The organism is Rhodococcus sp. 24CO (assembly GCF_050586165.1).
GTDB lineage: Bacteria > Actinomycetota > Actinomycetes > Mycobacteriales > Mycobacteriaceae > Rhodococcus_F.
Genome location: NZ_JAZFNF010000011.1, coordinates 1 through 16,934, shown reverse-complemented (window position 1 = coordinate 16,934; position 16,934 = coordinate 1). Strand labels below are relative to the sequence as shown.

The 16,934-nt window shown below is 62.3% G+C and carries 19 protein-coding genes; 9 read left to right on the top strand and 10 right to left on the bottom strand.

All coding sequences use genetic code 11. The features are described 5' to 3' along the window. Positions 1–20: 20 nt before the first annotated feature. Positions 21–782: an SDR family NAD(P)-dependent oxidoreductase gene (locus tag V2B23_RS25350; RefSeq protein ID WP_138870321.1), complete on the bottom strand. Its 762-nt coding sequence runs from the start codon at positions 780–782 to the stop codon at positions 21–23. A gap of 52 nt (positions 783–834) precedes the next feature. Here V2B23_RS25350 and V2B23_RS25345 point away from each other — a divergent pair, with 52 nt between their 5' ends. From V2B23_RS25345 to V2B23_RS25335, 3 genes are read left to right on the top strand one after another with little or no spacing between them, the layout of a single operon-like run. After that, positions 835–2,280 (top strand): class I adenylate-forming enzyme family protein, encoded by a 1,446-nt coding sequence (locus tag V2B23_RS25345; protein ID WP_430952830.1) that lies wholly within the window; start codon positions 835–837, stop codon positions 2,278–2,280. Further along, on the top strand, positions 2,273–3,412 hold the full coding sequence (locus tag V2B23_RS25340) for a thiolase family protein (protein ID WP_430952829.1): 1,140 nt from the start codon (positions 2,273–2,275) through the stop codon (positions 3,410–3,412). Before V2B23_RS25345 ends, V2B23_RS25340 begins: the two co-directional genes overlap by 8 nt. 46 nt (positions 3,413–3,458) lie before the next feature. Next, entirely contained in the window at positions 3,459–4,337 is an 879-nt protein-coding gene (locus tag V2B23_RS25335; RefSeq protein WP_430952828.1) for an ArgK/MeaB family GTPase, read from the top strand. A 9-nt stretch (positions 4,338–4,346) separates the two neighbouring features. Here the strand turns inward: V2B23_RS25335 and V2B23_RS25330 are convergent, their stop codons facing one another. From V2B23_RS25330 to V2B23_RS25320, 3 genes are read right to left on the bottom strand one after another with little or no spacing between them, the layout of a single operon-like run. Further along, entirely contained in the window at positions 4,347–5,426 is a 1,080-nt protein-coding gene (locus tag V2B23_RS25330) for an NAD(P)H-dependent amine dehydrogenase family protein (protein WP_430952827.1), read from the bottom strand. 42 nt (positions 5,427–5,468) lie between these two features. Then, the gene (locus V2B23_RS25325) at positions 5,469–6,296 is read right to left on the bottom strand and encodes an acyl-CoA thioesterase (RefSeq protein ID WP_430952826.1); all 828 of its coding nucleotides are present in this window, start codon (positions 6,294–6,296) and stop codon (positions 5,469–5,471) included. 55 nt (positions 6,297–6,351) lie between these two features. Continuing rightward, positions 6,352–7,008, bottom strand: coding sequence for a TetR/AcrR family transcriptional regulator (locus V2B23_RS25320; protein WP_230590427.1), 657 nt, complete (start codon positions 7,006–7,008; stop codon positions 6,352–6,354). Positions 7,009–7,184: 176 nt separating this feature from the next. Between V2B23_RS25320 and V2B23_RS25315 the strand changes: the two genes are divergently transcribed. The 3 genes from V2B23_RS25315 to V2B23_RS25305 are packed head-to-tail and all read left to right on the top strand — an operon-like array spanning position 7,185 to position 10,135. Continuing rightward, the gene (locus tag V2B23_RS25315; RefSeq protein WP_430952825.1) at positions 7,185–8,183 is read left to right on the top strand and encodes an acyl-CoA dehydrogenase family protein; all 999 of its coding nucleotides are present in this window, start codon (positions 7,185–7,187) and stop codon (positions 8,181–8,183) included. Further along, entirely contained in the window at positions 8,167–9,342 is a 1,176-nt protein-coding gene (locus V2B23_RS25310; protein ID WP_430952824.1) for an acyl-CoA dehydrogenase family protein, read from the top strand. The genes V2B23_RS25315 and V2B23_RS25310 overlap by 17 nt, the downstream gene beginning before the upstream one ends. A gap of 10 nt (positions 9,343–9,352) precedes the next feature. Then, positions 9,353–10,135, top strand: coding sequence for an enoyl-CoA hydratase (locus V2B23_RS25305; RefSeq protein ID WP_033236979.1), 783 nt, complete (start codon positions 9,353–9,355; stop codon positions 10,133–10,135). 61 nt (positions 10,136–10,196) lie between these two features. On the opposite strand, the gene V2B23_RS25300 is transcribed toward V2B23_RS25305, so the two are convergent. Next, positions 10,197–10,775 carry a nuclear transport factor 2 family protein gene (locus V2B23_RS25300; RefSeq protein WP_430952823.1) on the bottom strand — a complete coding sequence of 193 codons (579 nt, stop codon included), beginning with the start codon at positions 10,773–10,775 and terminating at the stop codon, positions 10,197–10,199. A 198-nt stretch (positions 10,776–10,973) separates the two neighbouring features. Here V2B23_RS25300 and V2B23_RS25295 point away from each other — a divergent pair, with 198 nt between their 5' ends. Genes V2B23_RS25295 through V2B23_RS25285 form a run of 3 tightly spaced genes read left to right on the top strand, consistent with a single transcriptional unit; the run spans position 10,974 to position 13,089 of the window. After that, complete coding sequence (locus tag V2B23_RS25295; RefSeq protein ID WP_430952822.1) at positions 10,974–11,900, top strand: TIGR03564 family F420-dependent LLM class oxidoreductase; 927 nt, start codon at positions 10,974–10,976, stop codon at positions 11,898–11,900. A 30-nt stretch (positions 11,901–11,930) separates the two neighbouring features. Further along, complete coding sequence (locus tag V2B23_RS25290; RefSeq protein ID WP_430952821.1) at positions 11,931–12,548, top strand: PaaI family thioesterase; 618 nt, start codon at positions 11,931–11,933, stop codon at positions 12,546–12,548. Continuing rightward, complete coding sequence (locus V2B23_RS25285; RefSeq protein WP_430952820.1) at positions 12,526–13,089, top strand: PaaI family thioesterase; 564 nt, start codon at positions 12,526–12,528, stop codon at positions 13,087–13,089. The genes V2B23_RS25290 and V2B23_RS25285 overlap by 23 nt, the downstream gene beginning before the upstream one ends. 13 nt (positions 13,090–13,102) lie before the next feature. On the opposite strand, the gene V2B23_RS25280 is transcribed toward V2B23_RS25285, so the two are convergent. The 5 genes from V2B23_RS25280 to V2B23_RS25260 form a co-directional block, all read right to left on the bottom strand. Then, positions 13,103–13,900 (bottom strand): acyl-CoA dehydrogenase family protein, encoded by a 798-nt coding sequence (locus V2B23_RS25280; protein ID WP_430952819.1) that lies wholly within the window; start codon positions 13,898–13,900, stop codon positions 13,103–13,105. Further along, complete coding sequence (locus tag V2B23_RS25275) at positions 13,897–14,991, bottom strand: acyl-CoA dehydrogenase family protein (protein ID WP_430952818.1); 1,095 nt, start codon at positions 14,989–14,991, stop codon at positions 13,897–13,899. Before V2B23_RS25275 ends, V2B23_RS25280 begins: the two co-directional genes overlap by 4 nt. Then, on the bottom strand, positions 14,988–15,407 hold the full coding sequence (locus V2B23_RS25270) for a nuclear transport factor 2 family protein (RefSeq protein WP_045064773.1): 420 nt from the start codon (positions 15,405–15,407) through the stop codon (positions 14,988–14,990). The genes V2B23_RS25275 and V2B23_RS25270 overlap by 4 nt, the downstream gene beginning before the upstream one ends. After that, entirely contained in the window at positions 15,394–16,605 is a 1,212-nt protein-coding gene (locus V2B23_RS25265) for a metal-dependent hydrolase family protein (protein WP_430952817.1), read from the bottom strand. The genes V2B23_RS25270 and V2B23_RS25265 overlap by 14 nt, the downstream gene beginning before the upstream one ends. A gap of 38 nt (positions 16,606–16,643) precedes the next feature. Next, on the bottom strand, positions 16,644–16,934 hold a 291-nt coding region (locus tag V2B23_RS25260), incomplete at its 5' end, for a hypothetical protein (protein WP_430952816.1).

Below are 16,934 nucleotides of genomic sequence, written 5' to 3'. Positions count from 1 at the left end.
GGGCGTCGCGGTTCGGCAATTTACTTCGGGGGGAACCGCAGTGCGCCGTCGAGGCGGATGACCTCGCCGTTGAGGTAGTCGTTCTCCACGATCGAGGAGACCAGCGTGGCGTACTCCGGTGAGCGGCCCATGCGCTGGGGATGCGGAACCTGCGGTCCCCAGTACGCCTCGAGCTGGTCGCCGGCCTTGCCGTAGGCAGGTGTCAGGAAAGTGCCGGGCGCGATCGTCACGACGCGGATGCCGAGCGGTGAGAGGTCGCGTGCGGCAACAAGAGTCATGCCGACAACGCCCCCCTTGGCTGCGGAGTAGGGGAGCTGGCCGATCTGGCCTTCGTACGCGGCGATGGACGCCGTGTTGATGATGACGCCGCGGCCGGTCTCGAGAGCCTCCTGACGGCCCATCGCTGCTGCCGACAGGCGCATCACGTTGAACACCGAGATCAAGTACGAATTGATCGTGGTCGTGAACGCCTCGAGGCTCATGGCGCTGCCGTCCTTGCCGACCAGACGGCCGCCGCCGGCAGGGCCGCCGTGGCAGTCGACCGAGATGCGCAGCGGACCGAGCGATTCGGCTTCGGCGATTGCGGCAAGAACGCTGTCTTCGTCACCGGCATCGGTGCGGACGTATCGAACGCCGAGTTCGCGCTCGAGTTCCTTGCCCTTGTCGTCGGCCACGTCGGCCACGACGACCTTGGCTCCCTCCGAGTGGAGACGACGAACCGTAGCCTCGCCGAGCCCTCCGGTGCCACCGACGACGATGGCGGAACAACCGTTGATCTGCATTTTGATTTCCCTTCTTGCAAGTATTGATCTCTGTTGAGAGAATAATGTTCTCATGAACATCACCATGATTGCAGAAATGGCCGCATCGAGTTGCGATCGGGCCGTAGTGACCGTCGAAAATCGGTCATTGACCGCCGCGCAACTCCTTGCCCTTGCCCGCCGCGCCGCCGACCGATTCCGGCAATACCCTGCCGTGCTCTACCTCGGCACCAACCACCTCGCGTACCCCGTCGCGCTGTTCGGCGCCGCGATGGCCGGGGTTCCGTTCGTGCCACTCAACTACCGACTGGGCGATCAGCAGTTGGCTGCCCTGATCGACCGCCACCCCGGTGCACTGGTGCTGCGTCTCGACGATCTCGACGATCTGATCGACATCGAAGCGATACAGCAGGATTCGGCCGAATCCGAAGCTCCGGCTCCGCAGTGGGACGGTGACAGCGTCGCCGCAATCATCTACACCAGTGGAACCACCGCTGATCCCAAGCCCGCGATACTCCGGCATCGGCATCTACTTGCCTACGTGCTCAACACCATGGAGTTCTCGTCGGCCGACGAGAGCGACGCGTCGTTGGTCGCTGTTCCGCCCTACCACATCGCAGGTCTGACGAACCTGCTCTCTAACCTCTACACCGGGCGTCGGATCGTCTATCTGGCTGCTTTCGACGCCAACGTGTGGCTCGACACCGTCCGAAGCCAAAGCGTCACTCACGCAATGCTCGTTCCCACGATGCTGGCGCGCGTTGTCGCCGAGTTGGGGGAGAACGATGCAAATACTCCCTCGCTGGCGAGTTTGGCGTACGGCGGATCGAGAACACCCCGACCGGTACTCGAGCACGCGCTGCGAAGCTTCCCGGATACCGGATTCGTCAATGCCTACGGACTCACGGAGACAGCGTCGTCGGTGGCAGTTCTCGGCCCCGACGATCACCGGGTTGCCTTTGCCTCTACCGATCCGGCAGTGCGGGATCGTCTCGGGTCCGTCGGAAAAACGCTGCCGGGCATCGAGATCGAGGTGCGCAGCGAGGACGGTGATCCGGTCGGTGCCGGCGTCACGGGCCTGGTATTCGTTCGAGGTGAGCAGATTTCCGGTGAGTACGGCAACCGGAGTGTGCTCGACGAGAACGGCTGGTTCGCCACGCGTGATCTCGGTCGACTCGACTCCGACGGTTTCCTGTTCATCGAGGGGCGCGCGGACGACACCATCATCCGAGGGGGTGAGAACATCGCCCCCGCAGAAATCGAGGACGTGCTTCTTGCGCATCCCGCCATCATCGAGGCTGCCGTGATCGGCGTTCCGGATCCTGAATGGGGACAGCGGATAGTTGCCGTCCTCGTCGGTGAGGTCGATCAGGCAGAGATCAAGGCGTGGGTCAAGGAACGACTGCGTTCGTCCAAGACCCCCGACATCGTCGTGTTCCGACACGAACTCCCGAAGACCGAAACCGGAAAACTACTGCGCCGCGTTCTGCTGGCCGAATTGGAGAACACCCATGCCTGAAGCAATTATCGTCTCCGCTCTGCGAACCCCGATCGGCACCGCGGGTAAAGGAACGTTGCGCGACACCACCGCTCACGACCTCGCTCACCATGTTGTCGCGGCGGCAGCAGAAACTCTCGATGCCAGCCAGATCGACGACGTCATGCTCGCCGAGGGCTTGTACGGCGGCGGCGTGATCGCTCGCCACGCGGCAATTACCGCGGGTCTGACGACAGTGCCAGGCCTGGCACTGAATCGGCACTGTGCGGCCAGCCTGGGCGCCGTGCAGGCCGCTGCAGGGTCCATCCGTTCCGGGATGGACAAGTTGATCATCGCCGGTGGCGTCAACTCCGCGTCGACCAGCCCGAGGTCCTTGTTCCGCGTCGACGGCGAATTTGTGCCGTGGATGTCCCCGACGCACCCGGATCGCCCCGATGCGCCGAACAAGGACATGTCGATCACGGTGGGCTGGAATGCCGCAGTGAAGGCCGGCGTCTCGCGCGAGGACATGGACACGTGGGCTCTGCTCTCGCACCAGAAGGCAGTGCGCGCCATCGACGAGGGCCGGTTCAAAGAAGAGATCGTGCCCATCAGCACACCTCACGGACTCTTCTCCGTCGACGAGCATCCGCGCCGCGAGACGAGCCTGGAGAAGCTCGGCTCGCTCAAGGTGCTGCACCCCGAGATCGAAGGCTTCAGCATCACCGCCGGAAATGCGAGCGGCGCCAACGATGCTGCTGCGGTTCTCACCATCGCCAGCAGCGATCTGGGAATGCCGGGACTGGGAACCGTCAAGTCGTGGGCATCCGTCGCGGTCGATCCCGCATTCACGGGTCTGGCACCCGTCGAGGCAATTCCGAAAGCGTTGGCGCGCGCGGGAATGTCGCTCGCCGACGTGGACCTGTTCGAGATCAACGAGGCGTTCGCAGCGATGTGCGTGGCGACGATCAAGATGCTCGGAATCGACGCTGACCGCGTAAATGTCAGCGGCAGCGGATGTTCTCTCGGGCATCCCGTGGCAGCCACCGGTGCGCGCATGCTGGTGACCTTGGTGCACGAGCTGCGACGCCGCGGCGGCGGAATCGGTGTGGCAGCCATGTGCGCCGGCGGCGGTATGGGTTCGGCGACGGTCATCGAGGTTCCGGCTCCGTGATGTCGACTGGGATATCGATTGGCACCGAGAGGTATTCGAGTACTCGATGACGGTCATTACTGTTGCAACGATCGAGGATCTTGTCACCGCGGCGCGCTCAGGTTCACTGCGCGCCGCGGGCCGGCTGTTGAGTCTGGTCGAGAGTAGTCGGCGCGAAGAAGTTCTCGACATCGTCGGCTCACGACCGGTGCGGGTAGTCGGGGTGACCGGCCCTCCGGGGGCAGGCAAGTCGACCACCATCGCAGTTCTCGTGCGGGCCTACCGTCAGCGCGGACTGCGGGTTGCCGTTCTTGCGGTCGATCCTTCCTCGCCGTACAGCGGCGGGGCATTGTTGGGTGATCGAATCCGCATGGCAGAGCACATCGACGACGCCGACGTGCTCATCCGCTCGGTGGCCACTCGCGGTCACCTCGGCGGTCTGGCCGTTGCCGTGCCCGCAGCGATCCGCCTCCTCGCAGCGCTCGACTACGATCTGATTCTGCTCGAATCGGTAGGCGTCGGGCAGTCCGAAATCGAGATCTCGGCCATCGCCGATCCCGCAGTGGTCGTGCTTAATCCCGGTGCGGGGGATGCAGTTCAAGCGGCCAAGGCAGGGTTGCTCGAGGTTGCCGACATCCTGGTTGTCAACAAAGCGGATCGAGAGGGCGCGGATCAGACCGTCCGCGACTTGCGCGCCGAGGCCGGCGTCCCCATTCTCAAGCTGATTGCATCACAAGGTGTTGGTGCGGCCGAACTGGCCGATGCCATCGACGCTCATCAGCGTGCTGACACCCTTGCCCGGCGCACGGCTCGGGCAAGGGTGCAGATTCTGTCGCTGGCACAATCCCGGCTGCGTGCCCATGCAGACCTCGACGAACTTGCCGCCGCCGTCGCAGCGGGCCGCAGCGATGCGTACACCGCTGCGGCGCGACTGCTCGGAACGTAGGTAAGCCGGCTAGCTCAGATCTGCGACAATCTGCGGAAGATCATGTGTCGTACGAATTCCCGGAGCTGCATCACAGACAGAAGGAATGGCGTTGACTGCCCGGTTTGCCGTGTAGGCAGGGGCAGTCTCGCTCATCCTCTCCAAGGGGATGGGGAAACGCAGATCGATGTCGAGTGGTGCATCGCCGTCGACGTCGATGTGCCAGCCGGTGTCACGAATCTTCCAATCCACGTCGAGTTCGCTCGAGCAGTACCACGTTGCGCAGAAGCTCAGCAGTTCTCGGCCGGCATGCTTGCCGCTCACGGTGATCCGTTGAGCGGCAACGGTGCCCGCTTCCAGGGTTCCCGCTGCGATCTTGACCGCAGTTCGGGTGGTGGCCAGCTCGCCGTGAGCGTCCACGGAGTCCAGTGGCAGGCCGATCGACTCGGCGACCAGCTGAAGTGACGGACCGAAGTTGGACTTCACGTGTGCGATTCGGTTCTCGTCGAAATCGGTCGGGGTGAGCCCGAATCCCATGACATCGAAGAGTATCCCGGGTGAATTGCGTTGGGAGAGATCGGCAAATTCGCTGATCGCCAGGTGGTTCAGGCGACGTTGGATCGAGCTCAACACCAGGGGGAGTGCCTCGGTCACAAATCCGGGACTGCTGCCGGTGCTGTGGATCGACGTTCGTCCGGTTCGGCACGCGGCCTCGATCCGTTCGCGTAGCTCTGGGTCCATTCCGGCGGGGTAGTGAAATTCTCCACGGGTGGTGACGATGTTCGAGCCGGCCGCGAGGATGCGGCATACTTCGTCGGCGTCGAACTGACGCGGCATGTACAGCACACAATCCGCGCCCAGCCCGATGACGTCGTCGATGCTGGTGGTTGCCACCACCCCGGCGTCGTCGATGCCGCACAGTTCACCGGCGTCACGACCGGCCTTGTCGGCCGAATGTACGTATACCCCGGCCAATTCCAGATTTGAATGTTCGATGACGCCGCGCAACGAGCGGGTGCCGATGTTGCCGGTGGCCCACTGAACCACTCGATAGGGTCCCGAGGTAGAGGTTCTCTGAACAGCACTGTCGGACAGTGTATTTGAACTCATATCACACCTTACGGATCGGTCGGTGATACCGAGAAAAGGTTGTCACGGTAGGCGAAGCAAGGCTTCCTGTGCATACGAGGCAACGAGGTTGCCGTCCTCGGAGTACACGTCGCCGCGGCCGAAGCAGCGCCCGTGAGCAGTCACGGGGCTGTCCTGACGCAGCAATAGCCACGAGTCGGTCGTGAAGGGTCGGTGAAACCATAGATTGTGTGAGGTGACTGCGGACGTGAAGGTGGTTCCGTTGCCGAGTTGGCTCAATCCGTCGACCGGGCGTAGTGCGGTGCCGATCAGCGTGAGGTCGGTGGCGTAGGTGGCAAGGGCGGGCGCGAGGTTCTGGCTAACCGGTGGGGTGCGCATCCACATTTCGAACTCGGGCGCGCCCGTGTCGGTGGAGTTGAGGTCGACGTCGGTGCGTATTTCCCACGGGATCAGGTCGACGTCGGTCCGGAACTCTTCGCCGAGTGGTGACGCAATTGTGCTCTCGGACTGACGATCCGGGCCGTCCTCGGGAGCGTGCATGGAGATCAGGGATGTGGCGATGACGCCTTTGGATTGGCGCGCAATGATGGTCAATGTTGCGAAGGAACGGCCTTCGTGTTGACGCGTCACTTCGTAGCGGACGGATTCGTCGGCGCTGCCTTCCCTGGCAAATAGGGAGTGAAGCGACTTGATGCTCTTGTTCGGGCAGGTCAGTTCGGCCGCGCGGACGAACTGACCGAGAATCTGCCCGCCGAAGAGTCGGTGGTACGTCAAATGCAGGTTAGGGCTCTCGAAAACGAGGGTGGCCGCATTTTCGTCGGTATCAGTTCGTCCGGTCGTCTGCGGTTGCAGGTCGAGGCAGGCGAGGAGGTCGTTCCATAACTCGGACATCGGCCGAGTGTATATAAAATTTCCTCGATTGAGAATGAAGTTCTCAATCCTGTGTTCAGCCCTTGTGTGCGAACCCCTGTGAACAGAAGGCCCAGACCTCGTCGGAGGAAATGGGATGCACGGTCGCGTCGTCCGGGGCACCGCTGGACTGCGCAATGAACATCACCGTCTGCATGGTCATGGCGGCAATTCGGCGGGGGTTGACGCCCTCGCGCAACTGTCCTGCTTCGCTCACCTTTTCCATCAGTTCGACAAAAAATGCAAGAAGCGAGGAGTGGGCAACCTTGACCTCAGCCGGATGCGACAGCAGCAACTGGGGGGCGAAATCGGTGAACAGCGGACGCTGAGCAGCCGGGTCCGGACGGCAGAACTCGAAAAGAAGCTCGACTGCGATTTTGAGTTGGTCCATCGGCTCGGACGTACCTGCCGTCGCTGCACGGATTTGTTCGGCGCTGCGGCTCAGGGCGTCTTCGAACAATGCCAACAGCAGTTCGTGCTTACCGTCGAATTGGAGGTAGAAGCTACGCAAGGACAGTTTGGACCGGTCGACTACCTCTTGCACGGTGAAGTCGGTGGTGCCTTTTTCGGTGATAATCGACTGTGCCGCATCGAGGAATCGCTGCACGCGTTGCTCTGCGCGAAGCTTTGCGGTCTTGATGGAACGCTCGACCGACCGTTGCTTCCAGGCCGGCTCTTCGCTGGGCGTGGTCACCACTGCACCAGCCCCCTTCCGATTGTCAAAAACATGTTTGCACTGTACCGGAGATGTCTGTGTCACAGTGGAACGACCAAGTGTTATTTACATTTTCGAGACTATTACTATCGCTAAGCGAGAATGCTATTCTCAAACGATAATGCACCGCAGCTCCGACAGGGAGGCAGTTCGGGATGCTCTTCGAGTTCGACTCCGATCAGCGACTATGGCAAAACACCGTGCGCGAAGTGACGGCTAAGGAATGCCCGTCCGCACTGATCCGGGACGTCGTCGACAACGACGCCAACCCCATACAAATTTGGAAAACTTACGTTTCACTCGGTTGGACCGAGTTGACCGATCCTGATACCGCAGTTGAATTGGCAATCGTCCTGGAAGAGTTGGGCCGAGCGACGGATCCCACTCCCTACCTGGCGACAATGACACAATTTGCCCCACTTTCGAGCGAGCCGATCGATCCTGAGCAGCCGGGAACGGCAGTATTCGAGGGCGTCAGCGCCAGCCGTGACGGAAACGGGTGGCGTCTGGACGGCACGGCGCACCGCGTACTCGACGGTGACCGCGCCGAGAAGTTGGCCGTCGTCACGTCGGCGGGAGTCTTTGTCGTTCCGGCCGGCGACGTCACCGCGACGCGCAGTCCGATTTTCGATCCGGTACTTCACGTTGCGGAAGTATCGTTCGACGGCGTGCGGGTCGGCGTCGACCAGCGCAGTAGCGCAGATCCGGCACGGGCTATGGACCTCGCGCTCACCGGAATGGCGCTCACGACGGTCGGAGCGTGTCAGCGCATCCTCGACCTGGCCCTCGACCATGTGCGGAACCGCAAGCAGTTCGGTTCCCTCATCGGATCGTTCCAGGCTGTTCAGCACAAAGCTGCCGACATGCACCTTGCAATCGAGCGCGCCCGTGCCCTCGCGTACTACGCAGCGCTGACGATTGCCGAGAACGATCCGAGACGGCGGCTAGCCGCGTCCATGGCCAAGGCTGCAGCCGGGGAGTGCCAATCGTTGGTATTCCGCAACGGAATGCAGTTATTCGGAGCGATGAGCTTCACCTGGGAAAACGACCTACAGTTTGCGCTCAAGCGTGCCAAAGCCGGTGAGCTACTGCTCGGCGGTGCGGCACAGCATCGGGCGCTGATCGCCGAGGAGTACCGTGCAACTCAACTTTGACGCCGACGTCGAGGAATTCCGGGCCGAGTTCCGCGCTTTCCTGGACGAGAATCTTCCCAGCGAGGCTCAGGCCTCGGAGCGCGCCGGATCTAGCGCGGATATTCCGCAGTGGGCTCGCGAATGGCAGCGCCTGCAATTCGACAATGGTTGGCTGCTACCGGGCAATCCGCCGGAATTCGGTGGACGGGACGCCGGGATCCTCGAGCAGTACGTGCATTTGGAGGAACTGTCGAAGCGGCGGATCTACCACAGCTTCAATCCGCAAGGATTGGGCATCATCGCCGCGTCGTTGCTCTCGTTCGGCACCGAGGAGCAGAAGAAGCAGTGGGCCGCACCGATATTGCGTGCCGAGATCACAGCTGCACTCGGCATGAGCGAGCCAGGCGCAGGTTCGGATCTGGCGTCGCTGCGCACCCGTGCCGACCGCGACGGTGACCATTTTGTGGTCAACGGTCAGAAGGTCTGGACATCCGGCGCGCATGACGCCGACGTGATCCTGACCTTCGTCCGCACCGATCCCGATGCTCCGAAACATCAGGGCATCAGTGTGCTGATGATCCCCACCGACTCACCAGGCTTGGTTCGCCGGCCCTTTGCATCCATCTGTGCCGACGATGATCTCGACTTCAACGAAGTGTTTTTCACCGATGTGAAAGTTCCGGCAGAGAATCTGATCGGTGAACTGAACAAGGGGTGGTCAGTGGCAACCGGGTCGCTCGGACACGAGCGAAACCTGTTGTGGCTCAGCTTTGCCGATCGCCTGCAAGATCTGATGGCGGACTTCCATCCGGCGACGGACATCGACCGGGATCACTACGCGACGCTCGTGATGGACCATCAGGCGCTGCGTCTGCTCGGTTCGGCGGCGTTGGCGCGCGCTGCTCGCGGTGAACAGGACGTAGCCGCCCTGTCGATTCTCAAACTGCTCGGTTCCGAAGCGGTACAACGCTCTTCGGAAGAAGCACTGATTGCCGCCGGACCCGAAGGACTGGTTCATCCGGCTCTGACGTCGGCGTACAACCCGATGGACAACGAGGCCTTCAGTTCGAGTTGGTTCGAACGTTATGCACGAAGCTTCGCCGGCACGATCGCCGGTGGAACCTCGGAAATCCAGCGCACTATTGTCGCCGAGCGAGTGCTCGGCCTTCCCCGAAGCTGAGGAGCCTGACATGTACATTCTCTACGAGGTGGCCGACAAGATTGCGACCATCACCCTCAACCGTCCCGAAGTTGCGAACGTCCAGAACATGCAGCTGCTCGACGAACTCGACGCAGCCTGGACGCGTGCGGCCGAGGACGACGACGTCGCGGTGATCGTGGTTCGCGCCGAGGGCAAGCACTTCTCGGCCGGTCATGACCTCAACGACCGTTGGCCCTCACCCAAGGAAATCACCTTGGAATGGATCTACCGCGCCGAAAGCCGTCGATACCTGGAATACACGTTGCGCTGGCGCAACACTCCCAAGCCGTCGATCGCCGCAGTTCAGGGCCGCATCATCGCGGGCGGGTTGATGCTGTGCTGGCCGTGTGACCTCATCATTGCTTCCGAGGACGCATTGTTCTCCGATCCGGTTGCGCTCATGGGCATCGGCGGCGTCGAATACCACGGTCACACGTGGGAACTCGGTGCTCGTAAGGCAAAGGAAATCCTCTTCACCGGTCGTCCGGTGACCGCAGAAGAGGCTGAGAAGACCGGCATGGTCAACAAGGTGGTGCCGCGAGATCAGCTCGACGCCGAGGCACGCGCCATGGCCTTGCAGATCGCCGAGATGCCGTCCTTCGGCCTCCGTCAGGCCAAGCGCGCAGTCAACCAGACTCTCGACGTGCAGGGCTTCTACGCCGCCGTTCAGTCGGTGTTCGACATCCACCAGACCGGTCACGGTAACGCTCTGAGCGTTTCGGGATACCCGATCCTGGTGAAGCTGGACGAGATGAAGGAAAAGATCAAGTAGGGCCTTCGGTCCTGTGCGCCTTTTCCGGTAGTTCGAGCTACCGGAAAGGCGCACGGGGTCATTACCACCTTGCGGGCGCCGGCTTCTCCAAGGTCAACGGACGTTCGTACGACAAGTCCTCGCGGTCGCGTGTGCCGACAAGGTAGCCCTTCTCTGTGAAGAAGGGTGATTGCAGCACCCGTGCGTCGGCGACGAACATTGCCTCGACAGTCGATCGTCGAACTGCAATGCGCCACTTCCCCTCTCGCCGTTCCAGGCGATCGAGATAGCGTCCGCTGATGAATTGCGCGCTCTTGCCGTCACTGCCGACGAGGACAACGATGACGTAGCTCTCGGCATGTGCGACCTCGCCGTCGATGTCGCACGAGTGCGTGGTGATGTTGTGCGTGTGTACCTGCGAGGTTTCGGCGTGGGCAGTGTTCGCCCATTTACCGTATTCGGGACCTGTATTGGTTGCGAACCCGTGTTCGTCGACGCCGTTGTCGTGGTAGGCGGCGGTGATGAGATCGATGTCGTGACGATCGCATCCGCGGGCGTGCAGGCTGATGCAGTCCAGGATCGCGGTGCGATTCATGAGATAGCGGACATCTTTCTGTAGTGCCTCGAATTGCTGGGTCTCGGGGGAGTTGTCGAGGGTCATCCTCTGCTCATTTCAGCTGATGTGATGTCGGCGGGGAAGTCTGCCGCGATAGACGCATTGGACTATACAGTTGTATAGTCCAATCGTGGCGTGATTCGACCGGCGGACATATTTCTCCGTCGAGGCCAACCCAATTCTCTGGCAGCATGATTCGCGCCAGAAGATGGCCGGATCAGCCACTCCAACCTTGGAGGAATCATGCGAATCGGATTGACCGGCGGCGCTTCGTCCACCGACAAAATTGTCCAGCAAGCACAACGAGCGGAGGCAGACGGCTTTTCCTCGCTCTGGTACGCCAGCACGGTCGCCGGTGATCCGCTGACCGCACTTGCGGTAGCCGGGCGGGCCACGACGTCGATCGAGCTCGGAACTGCTGTCCTGCAGACCTATCCGTGCCATCCGCTACTGCAGGCGAATCGCGTAGCTGCCGTATCAGAGGCCATGGGACGCAAGGGATTCACATTGGGGCTCGGACCCTCGCACGAATCGCTGGTCCGGGACGTGTACGGCTTGTCCTACGATCGCCCGGGTCGCAATACCGAAGAATATGTACAGATCGTCACCGCACTGCTTCGCGGTGAAGAGGTCGACTTCCGCGGCGCGGACTGGTCGACGCGCAGTGCCGGCCGGATGGCCAAGGTCGTCCACGACGTGCCGGTGCTGCTCTCCGCCATGTCGCCCCGCATGTTGCGGGTGGCAGGGCAATACGCAGACGGCACGGTGCTATGGATGGCGTCGGGCAAGGTGATCGATTCCCACATCGCTCCCGCGCTACATGCCGCTGCGGAATCTGCGGGTCGCCCAACACCTCGAATTGTTGCCGGGCTGCCGGTGGCAGTTCACGACGATGCCGACGAAGCTCGTGCCGCTGTTGCGGCAAACGCCACCGCGTATGCCGGAATGCCGAACTACCAAAGGGTTCTCGATGCCGGCGGCGCAAGTAGCCCGGCAGATGTGGCGATTGTCGGCAACGCTCGATCGGTACGCGCTCAATTGCAGTCTCTGGTGGATGCCGGCGCCACAGATATCTGGGCTGCCGTATTCCCCGTCGGCGCGGACCGGAAGGAATCCGTTCGCCGCACCACCGATCTTCTCGCCGAAATGGCCACCCCGGTAACACGGTAACTGCCTGGGAGGAAACGAATGAGGCACGACGTGGACACAGTGGCACCGCAGGAGTCGGATCAGGTTGCCCGAGCTGCTGCGTCCGTGCGACGGCTGACGGCGGCTGTAGCGAACGCCCGCTCCGACATGCCGGGACTCTCCGCCGTGGCTTCTCGGATCAGGGCTCTCGCCGATGATCTCGAGGCTCGCTCCTGCTCTGCCGCCGAGCGGGTGTATCAGATGAACACTATCGGCAGAATCATCCGATACAGTCCGGTTGTCGGCTCCGCCAATGTGCTTGCCGCGCCGCTCCACTTGCGTCACATCGGCGATGGCAATGAGGGAACTGTCAATTTCTCGGCCGCGTATCAGGGTTCGCTCGGAGTAGTGCATGGGGGCTTTGCTGCGATGGTCCTCGACGTTGCCCTGGCGGAGGCGAACATGGCTGCAGGTGTCCCCGCCATGACAGCAGGATTGACGCTTCGCTACCGCCGCCCGATGCCGGTGGGCCGCGACCTGACGGTGCGAGCCTGGCACGTCTATGTCGACGGCCGAAAGTCGTGGTGTCGTGGGGAAATCTGGTGGGAACACGACCTGTGCGTGAGTGCAGAGGGTCTGTTCATCGTTCCGCGTGAAGGAGGGCCTCGTGGCCAAGATCGACAGGACTGAAGTTACTACCCCGTCGCTGATCGACGACGCGGCGGACGGGCTGCGGCGATTGACCGATCTTCTCCTGCGAGTGGACGAGAACGAGCCGGCCGTGGTCGCGATAGCCGACGAACTGGACCGCATCGAGGAGGCGCTCGAGAGAAACACTGGACCAGCGGAGTTCCGTGACCCTGTGTGTGGGAGAGGCAATGCCCTCGCGCCGCCTCTGAAGATGGAGAGATTGCCGGACGGCAGTGTCAGGGCGACCGGCTCACTCGGCCTGCCCTACCAGGGGCCGCAAGGACTTGTGCACGGTGGGATGTCGGCGCTGATGCTCGATCACATACTCGCCCTGGCACACCCGGAGGACTTCGCCCTGATCGAGGAGCTGGTGGTGCGCTACCACCAGCCGCTTCCGCTCTTCGGAGACGTTGTGATCACCGGTTGTCAGATGAGCGATACGGACGGCAAGCCCCGCGCTCACGGTGAGATCGCCGTGGACGGGCGCCTGGCGGTGTCGGCGGAGGCGGTCTTCCGTGACTCGCCTCCGCCGACGACCTGACTTGTGTGTCAGCTCAGCTCAGTTGCGTCAGTCGCGGAGCATAACCCTGAGTGCGGATGATTGCCCCAGCCTCACGGGTGAGTTCCCGTGCACAACCAAGCAATCCGTCGAGAAGCATGGCTCGGCGGACGTGACGGTGAAGGTCGTGCTCAGCAGTGAAGCCGATCCCTCCGAGTACTTGCTGGCAGTGGCGGGCCGTTGTCAGTGCAGCTTTGCCGGCCGCGGCCTTCGCGAGAAGTGAGCCGAGGTCGTCGGTGGCGGTATTCAGCGTTGCTTCCGCGCCCTCGATGGCGACCAGCGTCTCGGCAAGCCGATGACGAACAGCCTGGAACGATGCCACCGGCTTACCGAACTGCATGCGGTTCAAGGCATGGGTGCGGGCGAGGTCGAGCATTGCGCGACTGGTACCCACCAACCACCATCCGAGTGCCCGGCGACCCGCCGCGAGCGGCACGGTATCACCGGCCTCTACGACGCGTAGCGGAACATCGGTGTCCAATGTTGTTCCGGGTCCCTCGCTCCGTTCCCACAGGACCCAGCGCCCGCCGGAGTACGGCAGCGAGACGGTACCGCCGACGGGCAGACTCAGTGCGGTATCGGCTAAGACCACGTCGTTGATCAGTGGTGCATGGGCGCCGGTCTCGCCGAGCAGGCGAAATACCAGAGGCACTGCCACATCCGGCATTTCGGTGAGCATTTCGATCCAGCCAAGTTCGGCCATGGCTGCATCGAGTTCGCTGCCGGACACACTGAGCATTGTCTTGCGGAGTGTTTCGGTGAGCAGATTCAGCTCGTCGTCGTGCATGCTCATTCCTTCCCCAGATCCAGCAGCCGCCGCGCGATGATGTTGCGCTGAATTTCAGCTGTACCGCCGTAGATGGTGGCTGCACGTGAGTACAGGAACTCCGACCGCCATGGCGTCTCGTCGAGTTCGATTGTGCCAGGCAACAAGTCGCGCACGGTATCGAAGAGCTGCTGCTCGGAGGTCGCCAGCAGTACCTTGTCGATCGACGTCTCCGGGCCGATCTTTGCGCCCTGTGCCAACCGGGTTTGCGTCGCGAGGGATCGGGCCCGGACGGTGTGCAATGCCAGGTAGGCGGCACCGAGTTCGGCGTCATCTGTTGCGTCTGTGTCGGATTCGGCGATCAACTGATCCAGACGCGAGAACAGGTAGGCAATCCGATGCCAGAAGCACGTAGAACGCTCATGGGGCAGCAGATCCATCGCCACTCGCCAACCGTCGCCCGGCTTGCCGAGCATTCGGTCCGCCGGAACTACGACGTCGTCGAAGTAGACCTCGGCAAACTCGTCGACTCCGTGCATGGTGCGCAGCGGCCGGACGGTGATGCCTGGGGTGTCCATGTCGACGAAGAAGGCGGTAATTCCGTCGTGGCCCGGCCCGGTACGGGTGAGCAGGACACACCGCGCCGAGTACTGAGCCAGTGACGTCCAGACCTTCTGGCCGTTGACAACCCAGTTGTCCCCGTCTTGGACTGCCCGGGTGCTCAGCGAAGCGAGATCGCTACCCGAACCGGGTTCGGAGAAGCCCTGGCACCATTGCTCACGTCCGCTGAGTAGCCGCGGAACCATCTCCGCTGCCAACTCCGGCCGAGCGTACGAAATCATCGTGGGAGCAAGGACTTCGATCATCGAGTAGATGCCAGGCTCGGCGAGGTCGCGGGTCGCAACTTCCTCGCCGAGAACCGCACGCAGGACGGCGGGCCCACCGAGTCCGCCGACCTCCTCCGGCCAGCCGTACCGCATCCAACCCGCGTCGAACAGTGCACCTCGGACGCGTCCGAGCTGTTCTACCTGGCCGTCGAGCGAATGATCGGATCCGGGGGACAGATCGTTTTCGGCCAGCCAGGTCTGAACGGCCGACCGAAATTCGGGGACGTTCATGCCCCCGGACGATCGAAAGCGTGAGGAATACCCGAATCGTGATCGCCGTTGCGGCGCAGGAACGTCATCGCGCGCGTCTGCAGCCGCCAGCCGTCTTCGGTGCGAAGGTACGTGTCGCTGTAGTAGCCGATCCGCATGTCGTGCGTTGCGTGATCGACGAAGCACAGTGTCTGGCTTCCGGTTGCCGTGTCCGCACCGGTGAATTCGACGACAGGTGTCCCCGTCATGAACAGCCCCTGAGGAGCGGCCGCAACCAATGCGGGAAACTCGTCGAGCGGGTACTTGTCGCCGAAGGCGCTGTACGTGCCGTCCGGAGTGAACACAGCGACAACACCGTCGACATCGCCCTTGGTCATGTTGACCGCATAGCGAGCGAGAAGTTGCGAGATCTCCATGATCTCGTCAGTTGTTGACATAAATCTTTCCGCCCTTCATGACGAAGCCGACTCGCTGGGTAACCGTGATGTCCTCCAACGGATCTCCGGGTACCGCGATGATGTCGGCGAGTAGACCTTCGGCCAGACGGCCACGGTCGGTGACGTTGATGAGATCGGCCGCGACGGTGGTGGCCGCACGCAACACCGAGATGTTGCTCATGCCGCGAGAGACGAGGGCAACCAGTTCGTCGGCGTTCTTTCCGTGCGGGATCGCCGGCGCGTCGGTGCCTACGGCGATCTTCACACCGGCGTCGTATGCGGCCTTGACCGAAAGGCGTGCACGCGGGAACATTTCGGCCGCCTTGGCCTGTAGCTCCGGTGCGGCCTTGGATGTATCCATGGCGTCCGCCAGACGTGTGGTCGGCACCAGGAAGGTGCCATGCTCGACCATCATCGAGATGGCCTCGTCGTCGACGAGAAAGCCGTGCTCGATGCAGTCGATGCCTGCTTCGATTGCCGCCTTCACAGCTTCCGCGCCGTGCGTGTGCGATGCGACACGCAGACCGCGTCGGTGCGCCTCGTCCACGATCGCCCGCAGTTCCTCGTTGGAATAGTGTTGCGCACCAGGTAGTCCGGTGTGCGACATGACTCCACCCGACACGCAGACCTTGATCAGCTGAGCGCCGTGCTTGATCTGGTAGCGAACAGCCTTGCGGCACTCGTCGACACCGTTGGCGATGCCCTCTTCGATAGTCAGGTCCAACACGCCCGGCGCGAACGCCGCGAACATCGTCGGATCCAGGTGGCCACCGGTGGGAGTGATCGCGTGGCCGGCCGGGATGATCCGAGGTCCGTCGACCCAGCCCGCATCGATTGCCTTGCCGAGAGCCACGTCGAGCAGGTAGCCCCCGGTCTTCACGAACAGTCCCAGGTTGCGAACAGTGGTGAAACCTGCGCGCAGAGTGCGGCGCGAGTTACCGACGGCGCGCAGCATCCGGAGCGGGGGATCATCCTGAACCGTTGAGTAGACCGGCTTTTCGCCGCGTCCACCCATCAGGAGGTTTACCTCCATGTCCATGAGTCCGGGAAGAAGAATCTGGTCGCCGAGATCGACGATTTCGCCTTCGGGTGTTCCGCCGATTCCGACGATCTTGCCTTCGTCGACCTTGATGACGGCCGGCCGGACGATCTCGCCGCTGTCGACGTCGAGCATTCCCGCTGCTTTGAGTGTGATCATGTTCAGCCCCTTGAAGATCAGACGATCAGTGGATCGGGTCAGACGACGGGTTCGACGGTGACGGCTACGTAGGCGGCGCCGCTGTCGGGGACGCGGGGTTGTTTCCAGACTTCGATGGGGAAGGTGACCATGACGAAGGATTGCATGAGGTGTACGAGTGCTCGTGCGTCGTCGGGTAGGTCGTCGAGGGGGAATTTGTCGCAGTAGGTGATGGCGTCTTCGAGTCGGTTGAAGGCGGCGTCGTAGAACTCTTGCATTTCGGGCATGGTGGAGGCGAGGCGTTTTGCGTAGCGTTCGCCTTCGGTGGGGAGGATCCAGTCGGCGAAGCG

Coding starts and splice junctions, on each gene's coding strand:
- V2B23_RS25305 (WP_033236979.1), top strand. CDS start 9,353: ATGTACATTCTCTACGAGGTGGCCGACAAGATTGCGACCATCACCCTC.
- V2B23_RS25350 (WP_138870321.1), bottom strand. CDS start 782: ATGCAGATCAACGGTTGTTCCGCCATCGTCGTCGGTGGCACCGGAGGG.
- V2B23_RS25265 (WP_430952817.1), bottom strand. CDS start 16,605: ATGATCACACTCAAAGCAGCGGGAATGCTCGACGTCGACAGCGGCGAG.
- V2B23_RS25335 (WP_430952828.1), top strand. CDS start 3,459: ATGACGGTCATTACTGTTGCAACGATCGAGGATCTTGTCACCGCGGCG.
- V2B23_RS25315 (WP_430952825.1), top strand. CDS start 7,185: ATGCTCTTCGAGTTCGACTCCGATCAGCGACTATGGCAAAACACCGTG.
- V2B23_RS25345 (WP_430952830.1), top strand. CDS start 835: ATGAACATCACCATGATTGCAGAAATGGCCGCATCGAGTTGCGATCGG.
- V2B23_RS25340 (WP_430952829.1), top strand. CDS start 2,273: ATGCCTGAAGCAATTATCGTCTCCGCTCTGCGAACCCCGATCGGCACC.
- V2B23_RS25330 (WP_430952827.1), bottom strand. CDS start 5,426: ATGAGTTCAAATACACTGTCCGACAGTGCTGTTCAGAGAACCTCTACC.
- V2B23_RS25280 (WP_430952819.1), bottom strand. CDS start 13,900: ATGAGCATGCACGACGACGAGCTGAATCTGCTCACCGAAACACTCCGC.
- V2B23_RS25295 (WP_430952822.1), top strand. CDS start 10,974: ATGCGAATCGGATTGACCGGCGGCGCTTCGTCCACCGACAAAATTGTC.
- V2B23_RS25300 (WP_430952823.1), bottom strand. CDS start 10,775: ATGACCCTCGACAACTCCCCCGAGACCCAGCAATTCGAGGCACTACAG.
- V2B23_RS25325 (WP_430952826.1), bottom strand. CDS start 6,296: ATGTCCGAGTTATGGAACGACCTCCTCGCCTGCCTCGACCTGCAACCG.
- V2B23_RS25270 (WP_045064773.1), bottom strand. CDS start 15,407: ATGTCAACAACTGACGAGATCATGGAGATCTCGCAACTTCTCGCTCGC.
- V2B23_RS25275 (WP_430952818.1), bottom strand. CDS start 14,991: ATGAACGTCCCCGAATTTCGGTCGGCCGTTCAGACCTGGCTGGCCGAA.